Source organism: Anabaena sp. CCY 9613, assembly GCF_963920895.1.
Taxonomy (GTDB): Bacteria; Cyanobacteriota; Cyanobacteriia; order Cyanobacteriales; family Nostocaceae; genus Cyanocohniella.
Genome location: NZ_CAWUDE010000019.1, coordinates 14,386 through 29,025 on the forward strand (window position 1 = coordinate 14,386; position 14,640 = coordinate 29,025).

The window sequence follows — 14,640 nt, forward strand, 5'->3', positions numbered from 1 at the left end:
TTTGTAATAAATAACCTAGAACAACTATATGTCACAAGCAATTAAAGAATCCATCGTCTCGGAAAACAGTTCATTTAATTTTTGGCAAAAATCGCTAAGACGTTCAATCCCTATTGCCTATGGCGCGATGCCTGGGTTGGGCGTAGCGATCGCTCTATCTGTAAGTTTTATCTTGCCATCTCAGGCATCCACCATATCATATTCTGGTGATACAACAAATGCACCAACTTTTAACCGTCCGCAAACGGAAGGATTTGAAGGTGGTACTAACCCACCCACATCACTCTCTAGTAATGGTACTGCTGTCCCTTATTACAGCCAGCCTTTCTTAGTTGATACTACAGGCTCTTATGATATTGTAGGTTCTCAAGCTTTCCTGGGCATCCAGTTCTTGTACCAAAACAGCTTCAACCCAACTACCCCATTAGTTAATTTACTTAGTGGAAATGATCCTTTTCCAGATGAAGGCACATCTGGTTTTAGCGGCTTGAGCTTAACTGCCAATAGTCAATACTTTTTAGTCACTACTGGATTTGACAATAGCAATAACAGTTTTGGTAGTTTTACTAATACCATCAAAGGCCCTGGCAATATTACACTTGTCCCCGAACCTTCTTCAACTGGCAGTACAGTAGTCTTTGGGATTCTTGGTAGCACCTTAATACTAAAGCGCAAACTAAAAAAGCTAAAATCTGTCAACTAACCATTGCTAGTTATATGTCAACAGATTTCAGTTAAGCCTTTATTCCTTCTCTTTATCTCTTTTCTCTGTGTTCTCTGCGCCTCTGTGGTAGCCTGTTCTCTACGTTCGCGCAGCGTGTCGCAGACAGACGCTCCGCGAATGCGTCTACGTGAAAAACAAGATTTTTAGCCTTAACTGAACCGTATTGAATGAGTTTGTCAGAAAATCTTATTTTGAGGAAAACATGAAACGATTTATCTTCATTTCTTTAATAACTGCTTTGTGCATAATAGGCTACTTTGAAATTAGCTTGTCACAGGCTGAAAAACTTTTTTGGCTGAATTTGAGTCTTTGAAATCCTCCCTCGCAAAATCATTTCCCACTCCGCCCTCATAATTTTCACTGATTAGGTAATTTCTCTTTGCCATAAAATATCTGTAACTCTCGTCACCCCAGCTTTCAGATGACGACGATAGGTACTGAAAGGCAAATCTAGTAATTCAGCTGCTTGTTCTTGCGTGGGAGCGGGATTTAAATAAGTTCGATAAATAGCGCGGTAGAGTTTTTCATCACGTGGGGATGATTGTAAAGATTCAACTGCTTGTTTGAGCAGATTTTGTAAAACGTTAATGCGTTTGCGTAGATGCTCGGAGGACGAATTATCGGAGATTTGCGTGTCTTTTGGACTGTTGCTCATACTTGCTTTTGTGGTAACTTCTTCTGACACGCTGCGCGAGAGTACTTCGTACACGCTGCGCGAACGCACTAATGGATTATTCTGTAATACATCAGGACAACTAAAGTTACGTAACGCATTCTGCACCGCTTCCACAAATTCTGGCTGACTAAGAACTAACAGAGGTTCACCGACTGGAGTATTATCTACAGATTCTCCGGCAGTTGTCACCTCTTTTCGGGCTAAAATTTCCTTCCATGCGGTAGGTGAGACAATTCGCCAGTCATGGCAATAAACACCATAGTGTCTTCCCCCAACTGTAAAATCAGTTTCAGCAAGTCGTGTCAAGTCGAAGTAGTTTAACATTGCTGTCCAACTATCTGCTTGGGCACAAGGTAGAAAGGTGTATGCTAACCCCGGTGTGTTCTGAAAATACTGCACAAAATTAATGAAAATTATACTTTGGGTGGGGGAAACAGCTTGATAAGTGTCCCGCGCCATCCAGAAGCGGAAAATAGTTGCGCCTTCACTGGGGCGTAATGGCGCATGGGTTTGGAGATATTGCCAAGATGCCAGAGCGCCAGGATCTGCATTCAAATCTTCAACACTTGCTGTGTGCAATGCCACCATCATCGCAAATCCCGCAGGTTCGGAGTGCAAGTCACGAAATACTACTACATTCTGCGGTTGGCGCTGCAACCAGTGATCTGCTATTTTTGCTGATTCTTCGCCTTCGTATTCTGCCACCATCCCCAGCAGTGCGGTTTTGTCAGTTTCCCGTAGTGAGTCAGTCAATAAACTACTTTGCTCACCCCAGGTGAAACAGGATCGAATCGCCGAGTTATCCCGATGCAAAAAAATATAATCAAGTAGGACTCGATGCTTTTCTTGCCCTTGGGTTTGTCCTAGTCGTTTAGTATAATATTGACGCGCTCGGTGGTGTAATTCCGTGTAAAATTCCGAATTACGCCAACGCAAGTCAGTAATTAAAACTTCGCGTGCTAAATCGTGGGGAAATAAACCGAATTGCCCTGATTCGATAAACGACAGTCCGCGCAACCACTCAAATAAATCGTGAACATCAAGTATTTCCCCTAAAGAGTGAGCCTCACCAGCCAAATTATTTTCAGGCACAGCCAATATTTGATTTAGTGCGGCTTCGGTAGTCAGACGGATCACCGCACAAGCTTCTAAAGCCATACGGTGTAGGGGCGTTGGTACTTCTTTTATGAATCTTGACAACAGTGTTTTAACAACATTGGGAGCAGATTCTGCTTGAAAAGAGATTTCTTTTCCCTGAGCAAACACCTCAGCAACCAAAGATAATGCTAGAGGATGTCCGTGGGTAAATTCTAGAATCGCCTGGTGTTGTGTGGTGGGAATATCTCGTGTGGTGAGATAAGTTTGACTTTCTTCTGGGGTAAGGTTGCGTAGGGGCAAGGTGTGCATCAAAGCTTGCCAACCTGGATCGCTACACCAAGAAGATGAGGGGGGATTGCGTCCAGCAATTACAATTAAGGTATCAACAGATAAATGGGGTAAGAATCCTTCCCGCAACCATTCATCTAGTTGGGTAATAGCTTCATAAGTGTCAATTAAAATTACATTACGTTCTTGTCTTTGGGCTAGCACATCCAAAGGAGAATCTGATTCATTCAATCCCATCAACGAACGCAACGTGCTAATAAAGGATTCGGGCGCAGCTTCTATATTACGTCCTTCTACGTAGATAGTTGATATTTTTGACTGTTCACAAAAGCGCAAAAACTGCTGCATGAGGGTTGTCTTGCCCACACCGCCAGGGCCAAAGACGTGCAAAATGTGAAAAGGTAATTCTCTAGATGCGATCGCATCTAGAAATAGCTCCACTTCCCGCTCACGTCCCACGAATTTGCGATTTCGTTCTGCACTTAGTCGCTGTAATAGAGATGTCATTGCCATCCCTTCCTTAAATTTTACGTAGGATTACTGTCTTAAAGTATGAAGTATATATTTGATTTCTAAAATCTACTTTGAGAAAATTTATAAATTTTATATACAAACTTAAAGCGCAATTTTTTTACATTACTTCACATAGTTTATTTTTTTCAAATCTTTCTACTTACAACTTAACTCCCTCTGTCAAAATTGCAGAATTTTCTTGCTGGGGATGACACCTATCCAGGTATATCTGCGCGACTTGATCTAAAGGATTTTGCTGCAAACAATCTTGGAAAACTTCAGCCGCAGCAGTAAATTGTTGTTGTTCATAAAGTTTCAAAGCTTCGGCAAATAATTCTTTTGTTATTAATTTACCCTCACGCACAACCGCAGGATCAGCTGTAAACACTTCATGCACAGTGACAGCAGTTATTTTACCTTTAACTTTCACTTGTCCCACAACTCGAATATCAAAGCGATCGCCATTTTGTAAACGTTGATATGTTTGGTCGGTAATTAGTAAAGGCGTATTAAATGTTTTGGTTAAGCCTTCAATGCGGGAAGCCAAGTTGACTGCATCACTAATTACTGTGCTATCCATGCGATTGACACCGCCGACTGTCCCTAAAATTAATGACCCGGTGTTAATCCCTATACCGATTTGAATTGGTAATAAACCTTGGGTTTGCAAGTCTTGGTTGTAAGTTATCAAGGTTTGTAACATGGCTATTCCGGCTTGTACTGCATCGTCAGCATCTCCCGTAAATAAGGCCATAATGGCATCACCAATATATTTGTCAATGAAACCATTGTTATCAATAATGATTGGTTCCATGCGGCTGAGGTAAGAATTAATAAACTGGAAATTTTCCGCCGGGGTTAAGCTTTCTGAAATGGTAGTAAAGGAACGAATATCAGTAAATAACACTGACATTTCTCGCTGTACTTGGTCGCCTAGTTGCACATCTACAATACTGTCTTTGTTGAGAAATTGCAGAAATTGACGGGGTACAAAACGTTCGTAGGCTTGGTTGAGTGCAGCTAAATCTGTATATAATCGGGCATTTTCAATAGAAATTGCTGCTTGTGCTGAAAGTAAATTGAGTAATTCTAAACGGCCAGGGGTAAATGCTCCTGTTGTCAAGTTATTTTCTAAATACACAATCCCGGCTAATTTTCCCTGGTTAATTAAGGGCGCACATAAAAGCGATCGCGGTTGGAATTGACGAATATAGGGGTCTTGCATAAATTCCCCTTCGTGAGTAGCATCGTTGAGTACTACACTAGTTTTGGTACGAATCACATAATTAACAATGGCTACAGAAAGTATTTGACTATTTTCTATTGTTAAAGATTCCAATACCTGAATGTTATTTTGCTCTACTGTTCCTTGAGCTTCGATTAAAAATTTACCTTTGGTTTCTAATAATAAATAGCCACGTTGGGCCCCGGCATTTTCTATCAATAACTGCATTAAGTTAGCCAACAATTGATCTAACTGGATTTTTCCTGACAAGGCTTGAGAAGCTTTCATAACTGTCATCAGATCCAGTGAATCAGAACCACTACTGCTTGTAGTGCTGTTGGATTGCGATTTGGTCGTTAATAGATGAGATTTAAAGTTTGTGTCTGATTTATAAGCTAAAAGGTGGGGGTATTTATTTTCCAGAAATTTCACTTTTGCCATTGCGCCCCACTGCAAATAAAAATAGCGAGCGTCTTGCATATATGCTTGTGCTACTTTTAGTTGATTTTGCCCTAAATAAAATTTGGCAGTTAATTCATTGGCTAAAGCTAATTCATTCAGATACTGGTGCTTTTGTGCTAAATTAATGGCCTTATCATAACAAGCGATCGCCTGGGCTGTATCTCCTTGTATTCGATATAATTCTGCTTCTATTAAGGCTAATTTATGACTGTAATTACTAGGTGCATATTGGAACCATTTTTGGATTTTTTTCTGATTTATCGCTACTTTGCGTAGTTGAGCTTGACGTTCCGCACCAGTCAATTGATCAACCACCGCCAGTCGTGCTAAAGAATCATAAAAATAAAACCACCCCACAATAAATAAAGCCACAACAGCATCTAAATAAGGAATTGCCAAATCAGCATTCTGCACAGATTGTGTGTAATCTTCAAATAAATAATTCAGCGTTGTCTGGTGGGCATACACATAAAAAATAGCTGTGCGATAATTACTTTCTAGATGCTGCGGTAATATCACATTAACATCATAAAATTCCCCTAATAATTGGCAGGGATTAGTATTATTGCCTCGCAAGTTAGCCACTGCTTGACGATACATTTGAATTAAGATCCAAATGGGCTGTTTTTGGAACTGTTGAACTGCTTCGCCGTAAACCTCTAAAAGGCTATCTAATTTTGTTAATTCCTCACCACTAAAGTAGCAGTGCATTGAACATGTATTTGCCGAAAAAGACGCATATTCAGTATCACCTGTATCACGCCCAATTTGAAATGCTGTTTGTAAGGCGGGTATGGTATTTTGCAGCGGTTCCCGCCAGTGACGCACAAAGGAATTAACTACAAATAAAGTTCTGGCTGCTAAGTTTTTGGCATTCAAACGTTCTATGAGTTGTAATGCCAATTCGCCAAACTCATATCCCTTTTGTAAATCCCCCACGACACCACAAAGAATTAAACCATAAGTGGCGTAAGCAAAGGCTGATTCCGCAGCATTGCCATATTTAGCTGAGATTTCTACTTGTTTAAATACCGTCAAGGGAAATACATTAGGGGCTGCTAAATAAGTGGCGGAAGCAATGCTAGAGAGAATACGAATCGCCGCTAATTTGTTGGGTTGAGCGAGTTGGGGTAGTTCTGCTAAGGTTTGTACTTGTCTCCCAGCCATAGCCAGTTTTGTGGTTAATAATCCCACAAGGATTTGTAGTTGTCCTGGTTTGGCGGGTAGGGGAAATTTCAGCAGTTTGAGAACTTGTAAACCTAGTTGTGAGGCTGCTAAAAGTTGATCGCGGGCTAGTAATGATTGAATTTTGATGCTATAAACTGGTACTTGATCAATAATAATCTGAGTTTGACTAAGTACCACTTCAATTAATTCATCCATCCGGGTAAAATCCCCAGACAAATAAGCAGCTTCCACTGCGGCTGTGTGTAAATCCAACGTCAAAGTATATTGCTGTTGCCAACTAGCTGCTTCTAAGCAATTAATCCCCATTATGAGATACTTTAAAGCAGGATCATAAGCTGTAGAGGCTTTGGCTTTGTTCCCTGCGGTTAAATTTAATTGGGCTAATTGCTGTCGTTGTAGGGTGTCTGTAATCAATTCATAGCCAACATTCAAGTGATGCACAATATCAAAAATTTTCTCGTCTTGCTCCTTTGGGGTGATACTCTGCAATAATAGTTGCCCAATTTGCAAATGCACTGTTTGTTTTTCGTCATCGGGAATGAGTAAGTAAGCTGCTTGCTGGACGCGATCGTGTAAGAATTTGTAGACGATATCTAAATTTGTCAGATTAGATTTAACTTCTTCATCAGCAACTTGTAATAGTTGGTAATCATTTCCTTGGGGTAAAATTAACCCGGTTTTTACAGCTTCCCATAATTCTGTAGCGACTTCCGGTAAAGCTTGTTTTTGCACGATCGCTAAAGTTTTTAAATCAAATTGACTACCAATACAAGATGCTAATTTTAAAGCTTGTTGGGTTGTTTCTGGTAGTTTTTGAATTTTCAACGCCATCAATTCGACTACATTATCAGTAATCTGGGATGCTTGAATTTGTGCTAATTGCCATTGCCATTGTCGTGCTAAAAAATCAAATTGTAGTAATCCTTCTGTATACAACGATTTTAAAAATTCATTCATGAAAAACGGATTACCGTTAGTTTTTTGTTGTAACAATTGCGCTAACGGTGTAATTTTCGCTAAATCATTTGTTTTGAAGGTATCGCCGAGGAGTTGTTGAATTTGTGGCAATGCTAAAGGTGTTAATATGAGTTCATTAATTGTCACCCCTGCTTGGGCTAAAGATGCGATCGCACTGCGTAAAGGATGAGTTGCATCAACTTCGTTATCTCTATAAGCCCCAATCAGTAACAAATATTGACTGTCTTGTTGACTGGTTAATAACTCCAACATCTGTAAAGATGCACTATCAGCCCATTGCAAATCATCCAAAAAAATCACCAAAGGATGCTGCTTTTGGGTAAAAACATTAATAAAATTTTGGAATACTAAATTAAATCTGTTTTGTGCTTCTTGGGATGGTAATTCTACAACTGGTGGCTGTTTACCAATAATTAATTCTACTTCGGCAATGACATCAATAATTACTTGAGCGTTACTACCCAAGGCATGAATTAATTTATCTCGCCAAATAGTAATTTCTGTTTCACTACTAGTTAAAAGTTGGCGAATTAAAGCCTTAAATGCTTGAATTAAAGAACTATAAGGAATATTTCGTTGCAGTTGATCAAACTTACCAGAAATAAAATATCCCCGTTGTCGGGTAATTGGTTGATAAATTTCTTGAACTAAAGCTGATTTACCAATACCCGAATAACCAGCAATCAATAAGACTTCACTTTTACCTTGACTAGCGCGTTCAAAAGCTGACAGTAAATTGGCTACTTCTGTTTCCCTACCGTATAGTTTTTGGGGAATTTGAAATTTACCAGAGTTATCTTGTAACCCTAATGAAAAAGTTGGTATTTCTCCAGTATCAGTTAAATTATCAAAACATTGTTGTAAATCTGTTTGTAATCCAAAAGCACTTTGATAGCGTGTTTCCGCCGTCTTTTCTAGTAACTTCATCACCAACTGCGAAAGCAGCAACGGAATTTGGCTACACAGTTGATGTGGGGGAATTGGTTGTTTAGCAATGTGACAGTGGACTAACTCTACCGGATCATCACTCATAAACGGTAACTGTTGGGTGAGTAATTCATAAAAAGTCACACCCAAAGAATAAAAATCCGTGCGGTAATCGATAACCCGATTCATTCTACCGGTTTGTTCCGGCGAAATATAAGTTAAAGTTCCTTCTAAGACATTCAGATGACGTGATGTGGCATTTTCTTGTGATAACAAAGTCGCAATACCAAAATCAATAATCTTCACCTGTTGAGTCACAGAATTAAACAGAATATTCACCGGATTAATATCTTTATGGATAATATTTTGTTGATGAATTGCACCTAAAGCAGATGCGATTTGTATCGCCAGGTGTAAAAAAGTTTGTAGCGGTAGAGGCGGTTGATGTAGTAAATCACGTAGAGGTTTTCCGCCAAAATCCTCCAACACCAACACCAAAGTATTGTTATACCTTTCCAAATTGTAAGCTTGGATAATTCCTGGTACTTGACAACGGTGTGTCAAATCATACTCTAGTTTAAACCGAGCGATCGCCTCTGGGGAAGGATACTCTTCCCGCAAAAACTTTAAAACTACTGGTTGCTGATCAGACTCTCGATAACCTTGATATACATGAGAATTGGGGCTAACGTACAGTTCTTTAAGGACTTTATACCCTTCCAGTACAATCATAGATAGCTAAAGCGATCGCTTTATTTTTAGCAGCCTATTCAGTATAATTTCTGCATCTAGAAAACTAGCAAGTATTTTTGTATATTTTTTTCGCTAAATTCTGCTGCGTCTTTTGCGGTTGTTCCTTTATCCTGCTTACACAAAATCACTCATAGAAGTTCCCGTATAATTAGGAACCCACCCTTCTACAGTCGTGAAATAGCGTACAGCCTTCACATGTAAAGCAGCAGTCAAACTACACCAATGCTCTAAACATGGGGGAATGTAAATATAATCTTGAGACTGAACTAAAAGCTGTAACTGTCCACCGTCAGGTTTAACAAAGCCAAAAATCATCTCCCCTGCCAATATGTAGAGAGGTTCAGGTGCAGTATGAGTATGGTAACGGCCGTAAGTAGCCATTAAACTCTGGAGATTGGGTGAACCTGGATGTAAATTCAGCAAATCACACCACAGATAGCCATTTTCTTGCTGAAGAAACTCCAAGACGCTATTGTGCGTTTCGACAATTTGGTTTTTCTCAGCATCCGTCAACATATCCTGTGCTAGCAGATGGGGGAACAGTAGCGATGTTCCTGGATCATAGTGTTTGAGAAAAATACCGAGAGGGGCGAGTTCCCGAATTATTTCATCTAAATTACTCTCAATTGTCCCGTCGTCTCGTAATAGGATGGGCATGACAAAATGACTAACTTCAGTACCGTGAATTGAAAATACTATATTTAACTTTAACTCAAAAGTCACTATTCCCTATAGAGATACCGGAGTTTGTTTTTAGTGACTAGATTTAAATAACCAAGCGATTGTACCATCTGCAATCAGAAATTTGTCGGCAGAATGATGCTCAAAAGAACCACAAGGCTTTAATCTAGTACAAGCGAACTAACTTAGGTGTGGAATGTCTGACTTAATTTTGTTTTGGCATCGTCGTGATTTACGTATTGCTGATAATACAGGACTAGTAGAAGCGAGAAAGCAAACAGCAAAAGTAGTAGGCGTATTTTGCCTTGACCCTCAAATTTTAGAACGAGATGATGTAGCGCCGGCGAGAGTCACATACATGATTGGCTGCTTACAGTTACTACAACAGCGATATGCCGAAGTAGGCAGTCAATTGTTAATACTTCATGACAATCCCGTGGTAGCCATACCCAATTTAGCGGCAGCCCTAAACGCCAAAGCTGTATTCTGGAATTGGGATGTAGAACCATATTCTCAAATACGCGATCGCAATGTCATCGATGCTTTAAAAGAAAAAGGCATTGAGTTTCTTAACCAAAATTGGGATCAGATTCTCCACTCCCCAGATGAAATTCGTTCAGGTGCCAATAGTCCTTACACTGTTTACACCCCCTTTTGGAAAAACTGGAGTGGTAAACCAAAAGCCGAACCAGCCGAAACTCTAGCAAATGCTGAGGGTTTAACCGCAAAAGAACAAGAAATTGCCCAGCAAGCCGGAGTTGTAACTTTACCTTCAGCCAAAGACTTAGGGTTTGTTTGGGATGGAGATTTGATTTTGCCACCAGGAGAAGCAGCCGCATTATCCAGATTAGAAGAATTTAGCGCTAATGCCATTACAGAATATCAAGAACAACGTAACTTTCCCGCCGTTGATGGCACATCACAACTAAGCGCAGCTTTAAAATTTGGTGTCATTGGCATTCGTACCGTGTGGCAAACCACCATAGAAGCCCAAGAAAATACCCGCAGTGACGAAGCACAAGCAGGTATTCGCACATGGCAACAAGAACTAGCTTGGCGGGAGTTTTATCAACACGCCATGTATCATTTTCCTGAATTAGCCGAGGGTGCTTACCGCGACAACTTCAAAAACTTTCCTTGGCAAAATAATACAGAACATTTTCAAGCTTGGTGCGAAGGAAAAACAGGTTATCCCATTGTTGATGCAGCCATGCGCCAATTAAATGAAATCGGTTGGATGCATAATCGTTGTCGAATGATTGTTGCTAGTTTCTTAACCAAAGACTTAGTAATTAATCCCCAATGGGGAGAAAAATACTTCATGCAGAAACTCATTGACGGTGATTTATCTGCTAACAATGGTGGCTGGCAATGGAGTGCTTCGAGTGGTATGGACCCCAAACCCCTACGGATTTTCAACCCAGCTAGTCAAGCGCAAAAATTTGACCCTGACGGCGAATATATCCGGCGGTGGGTATCTGAATTGCGGTCTATGGATACAGAATATTTAATAACCGGTAAAATTCCCCCATTGGAGCGTCATGGTACTGACTATCCTGAACCAATTGTGGATCATAAAGTGCAACAAGCTTTGTTTAAAAAGATGTATCAACAGCAAAAAGAGATGCTGGGGTAATACCGTTTCACTTTAAAGTTCCTGGTATTCAAGAGTTAAATCCTTTGTTAGCCAGAGAAGATTTGACGACATAGCTTATTTAACTTGACAAAGCCAAGAGTCGTTTTCAATCTTTTCGGCGATAGGATGTTTCGTTGTAGTTTCCGGCTCAGATGTATCACTATGCCATCCTTGCCAAGTGTCCGCAGCTAGTTGAGAAAACTCATTTCGTACTTGGAACCAGGTAGGATTATCTTCTCTACTCCCGATATTACAGAGCAAATCTAAAACTTTTTCTGAGGTGCGGTTATTTGTGGGATTTAATTCGCTTTTATCTAATTCAGTTGACTGATCCTCTCCCCTAAAGACCTTAAGTCCCTCCCTAGTGCTAACGTTGCCCAGCTTTTTAGAACATCTATAAATATCGAAGAGTGCATCACAAATGCGACGATTTAATCCTAAATATATAGATCCTTTCAGTGCTTTTAAAAAACACGTTAAAGCCTTGGTGGGGTCATTTTGAATTAATAGCAAATGTTCTCCATGTAGCAAAGAAATTGCTGACAGCACAGCTTGGCGAAAATTTTCACTGTGACCAGTTGTTAAATCAGCATTAGCAAGTTTCTCAGCACAATTAAATGCCTGTATTGACAAATTACCCTTTCCCAGTCTTACCCAGACTCGTCCTGCTAAAGCTAACCATCTAGTCACTCGCTGAGTTGAACCAATACGTAATGCGTAGTGGGCGGCTCTGAGAAAATGTTCTGCGGCTTTTTCGAGTGTCTGTTTATCATCGCAAAGGTAAAAATCTATTCGCGCAGCATTCCCATAAATTTCAGACAAGGCTTTATAAATGTCCAAGCCTGGGTCTTTGTAGCAAGATTCTGGTTTAATTGCACCTTTAATTTTATTGTCCCACTCTTTTAATTCCAGCCACTTGTTCCTTTTATTAGAGTCAAATAAATTTGGTTCATGTCCGCAAGAAAGTTCATATAAATAAATTTCTGACTGAATTAGAGCTTGTATAGGAACTAACTCTTGTTTAATTTCCGGATCTTCCTCAAGTACTTGTTGAATTTCTTTAATGAGTGGTTCTAGGTTACTGATATTACCTTGAGTGTTAGCTAGTCTTAGCTCTAGACGTTTTGCAAAGAAATAACAGCGATAAAAGTTGAGCCGATATGAAAAGTAAATCTCTTCTTTGGGAATTTTATTCAATTCAGTTCTCGCTACATCAGCAATTTGCTTAATTTCACCAGACTTACACTCATGATCAAGGAACTGAAAATTCTGAAAAGCTTTCCTGACTCTAGTTAATTGCTTCCTCAACTCAGCAAGAGCTTTGCACGCTGAGGTGTAGATTTCTATATCGAGTGTGCCATTTGTATTTTGATCTACCACCCATTGTTTAGTAGCATAAACAATCGCTTGTAGCATGGTAATCATTGAGTCCCGATCTACCCAAATTCCCTGATACTTTTGCTGTTTTCCGAGAATTACAGTTGTTTCGACTAAGGAATCAATGCTGCTATCTAAGGTTTTTGTGGATATGTTCATGTTAGCTATATCCTTTGGTAAGCCCAAGTGTAAGCTACAAGCACCGATAGCATTCTCTAAAATTGTATTGCCAGAAGTATAAATCCATTCAATCAATTCATGAGATTCGCCATTATGACTAAAACTACAAGTCACTATCGCCATAATCACTGGATTGAGTAAAGCAAGATACTTGGCCTCGATTTGCATTGTTGAGCATGAACCCGGAGTTTTCAGTTCACATTCTGCCTCATAACCAATCTCAATAAATTTATGGTATAAATCTTTATAATTATCTTCTAAATTAATATACCGAGATAAAGTTTGAAATTCTGTTTTTTGAACTCTAATATGAAGGTTAGATTCATTTTTAGGCATTTGCTCTTTAATGGCAATGCTCATAAACAGTCTAATTGCTTCTTGCTGGGTAAAGTTTGTCTTCCCTCCTGCTTTGAGTCTTCTCCAGGTTCGCTGTAACTTGTCAATTACTTCTAGTCTGAGTTTTAAACCTAGTGTGGGGTAAAGTTCAGGATGCTCAATGAGATATTGTAAGTAGTCATTAGCCTGATACTTGCAACGTCGTTCAAGAGCAGTTTCTATTTTGTTACTGGCGATCGCCAAGAACTCCTGGGTTGTCGATAGTAAATCTTCAAGCTCCAAAAACTCAAGCAATGCAATTACTTTAGCAATTTCAAAATACTTTTCTGGAGTTACCCGAATCATCCTGGTTTTTTCTGGTACAAAACCAGCAGACTCCAGTAGCTCGTCCACTCCAACCTTTCCTAATAACTCTCGTAATTCGTCAGGATGAGATTCAATTTCTGGTGAGCTGTTGTCAGGTACTGTTTTTGATTTCTTCTTAGAAGCCTTACCTTTTTGCAGACTCTCACACAGTTTGATCAGGCTTGTCCGGTCAACGGGTAACCGTTGCTTCTTGTCCTTATTCAAAAAATTAATGACAACTGGTCGGCTAACACCCATCCCTGCTGACAATTCCACCTGGGTTGCTCCCATTTTGTCCAGATAGAAGAGGAGCATTTCCCGTAGTTCTTCTTGGTCTTCAGTGCTTTCGTTACTCATAGCCTTTATTTTTCGCATCTCGACAGTGCAATTGTAAATTACTTTTACAGTAAAAGGGCATAGTGATTATTTTTTTGTGGTTTTTAATACAAAATTTTACTTATACATTATTTTGCAAACCTGGAAATGCGACTTTTATCCTCTTTTTTCTGGTAATTTTGGGAAAATTTGACTTTCTGCAATTTTTTTATGTTTTTCATTTTTATTAATTATGTCTACCTTGTTTACATGTAAATATTTTTTGCTTATAAATTAGTTTTTATCAACAAAAAAAGTAATTTTGTATCTTAAAATACAAAATTACTTAAATAAATCTTTATAATGTTTACATGTATAAGGCAGTTACACTGTATGGATAATTCATACCTTCCCTTTGAGCTAATCCTTGACCCTTGTAAGCAACACTTAGCTAAACTTCAGCAATCTAATACGACTGGATTGATAGAAATCCACTCTCGCCTGATTCAAGGTCAGTATAAAATCGAGTGCAAATATGGATATTTTCAAAATTTCCTAATTGCACCAAAAGACTTAGCTGACTGGAAGACATTTTCGTTACCTAAACTGCGAAAACACTTAGAAACTGAAGCCCAAGTTCTGACAATGCTTAACAGCGCATTGTTTGAAACTGTTCATCAATATCAAGGTTATGCAAGTATTATAATTTACCATTGTGGAAAGAATAATCAATATGAATTTCAGTTTCGTCCATCGCTAGTCCACGGAGTTAAACTCAGTTAATCTTAGAGGTGATGACAGCACAGCTAGCTCCACCTCATACTTTTTCGAGATGAATTTTACCTGGTGTGAGAACTAATTCGGAATAATTTAATTAATCTCTGCTAACAGCTCATGGATGGGAATCACCACAACGGATGCTGCTGAAGTTTCGGCTT

Annotated in this window: 7 protein-coding genes; 3 read left to right on the forward strand and 4 right to left on the reverse strand. The window is 39.3% G+C overall.

Going from position 1 to position 14,640, the window contains the following annotated elements:
* Window positions 1-28: 28 nt before the first annotated feature.
* Window positions 29-703: a hypothetical protein gene (locus ACM0OT_RS19640; RefSeq protein WP_414566085.1), complete on the forward strand. Its 675-nt coding sequence runs from the start codon at window positions 29-31 to the stop codon at window positions 701-703.
* 385 nt (window positions 704-1,088) lie between these two features.
* On the opposite strand, the gene ACM0OT_RS19645 is transcribed toward ACM0OT_RS19640, so the two are convergent.
* The 3 genes from ACM0OT_RS19645 to ACM0OT_RS19655 all read right to left on the reverse strand — a co-directional run bounded on the left by ACM0OT_RS19645 (window position 1,089) and on the right by ACM0OT_RS19655 (window position 9,489).
* Window positions 1,089-3,293 carry an AAA family ATPase gene (locus tag ACM0OT_RS19645; protein WP_414566086.1) on the reverse strand — a complete coding sequence of 735 codons (2,205 nt, stop codon included), beginning with the start codon at window positions 3,291-3,293 and terminating at the stop codon, window positions 1,089-1,091.
* A 166-nt stretch (window positions 3,294-3,459) separates the two neighbouring features.
* A complete protein-coding gene (locus tag ACM0OT_RS19650; RefSeq protein ID WP_414566087.1) occupies window positions 3,460-8,811 on the reverse strand; it encodes an AAA family ATPase in 5,352 nt (1,783 codons plus the stop codon).
* 135 nt (window positions 8,812-8,946) lie between these two features.
* Entirely contained in the window at window positions 8,947-9,489 is a 543-nt protein-coding gene (locus tag ACM0OT_RS19655; protein WP_414566158.1) for a 1,2-dihydroxy-3-keto-5-methylthiopentene dioxygenase, read from the reverse strand.
* Between the two features lie 220 nt (window positions 9,490-9,709).
* Between ACM0OT_RS19655 and ACM0OT_RS19660 the strand changes: the two genes are divergently transcribed.
* A complete protein-coding gene (locus ACM0OT_RS19660; RefSeq protein ID WP_414566088.1) occupies window positions 9,710-11,149 on the forward strand; it encodes an FAD-binding domain-containing protein in 1,440 nt (479 codons plus the stop codon).
* A gap of 75 nt (window positions 11,150-11,224) precedes the next feature.
* Here the strand turns inward: ACM0OT_RS19660 and ACM0OT_RS19665 are convergent, their stop codons facing one another.
* On the reverse strand, window positions 11,225-13,744 hold the full coding sequence (locus ACM0OT_RS19665; RefSeq protein ID WP_414566089.1) for a hypothetical protein: 2,520 nt from the start codon (window positions 13,742-13,744) through the stop codon (window positions 11,225-11,227).
* Window positions 13,745-14,095: 351 nt separating this feature from the next.
* Here ACM0OT_RS19665 and ACM0OT_RS19670 point away from each other — a divergent pair, with 351 nt between their 5' ends.
* Window positions 14,096-14,485, forward strand: coding sequence for a hypothetical protein (locus tag ACM0OT_RS19670; protein ID WP_414566090.1), 390 nt, complete (start codon window positions 14,096-14,098; stop codon window positions 14,483-14,485).
* Window positions 14,486-14,640: the final 155 nt, after the last annotated feature.

What these genes read in the sequence shown, in the direction of transcription:
- ACM0OT_RS19640 (WP_414566085.1), top strand. Translation starts at nt 29, where the DNA reads ATGTCACAAGCAATTAAAGAATCCATCGTCTCGGAAAACAGTTCATTT.
- ACM0OT_RS19645 (WP_414566086.1), bottom strand. Translation starts at nt 3,293, where the DNA reads ATGACATCTCTATTACAGCGACTAAGTGCAGAACGAAATCGCAAATTC.
- ACM0OT_RS19650 (WP_414566087.1), bottom strand. Translation starts at nt 8,811, where the DNA reads ATGATTGTACTGGAAGGGTATAAAGTCCTTAAAGAACTGTACGTTAGC.
- ACM0OT_RS19655 (WP_414566158.1), bottom strand. Translation starts at nt 9,489, where the DNA reads ATGCCCATCCTATTACGAGACGACGGGACAATTGAGAGTAATTTAGAT.
- ACM0OT_RS19660 (WP_414566088.1), top strand. Translation starts at nt 9,710, where the DNA reads ATGTCTGACTTAATTTTGTTTTGGCATCGTCGTGATTTACGTATTGCT.
- ACM0OT_RS19665 (WP_414566089.1), bottom strand. Translation starts at nt 13,744, where the DNA reads ATGAGTAACGAAAGCACTGAAGACCAAGAAGAACTACGGGAAATGCTC.
- ACM0OT_RS19670 (WP_414566090.1), top strand. Translation starts at nt 14,096, where the DNA reads ATGGATAATTCATACCTTCCCTTTGAGCTAATCCTTGACCCTTGTAAG.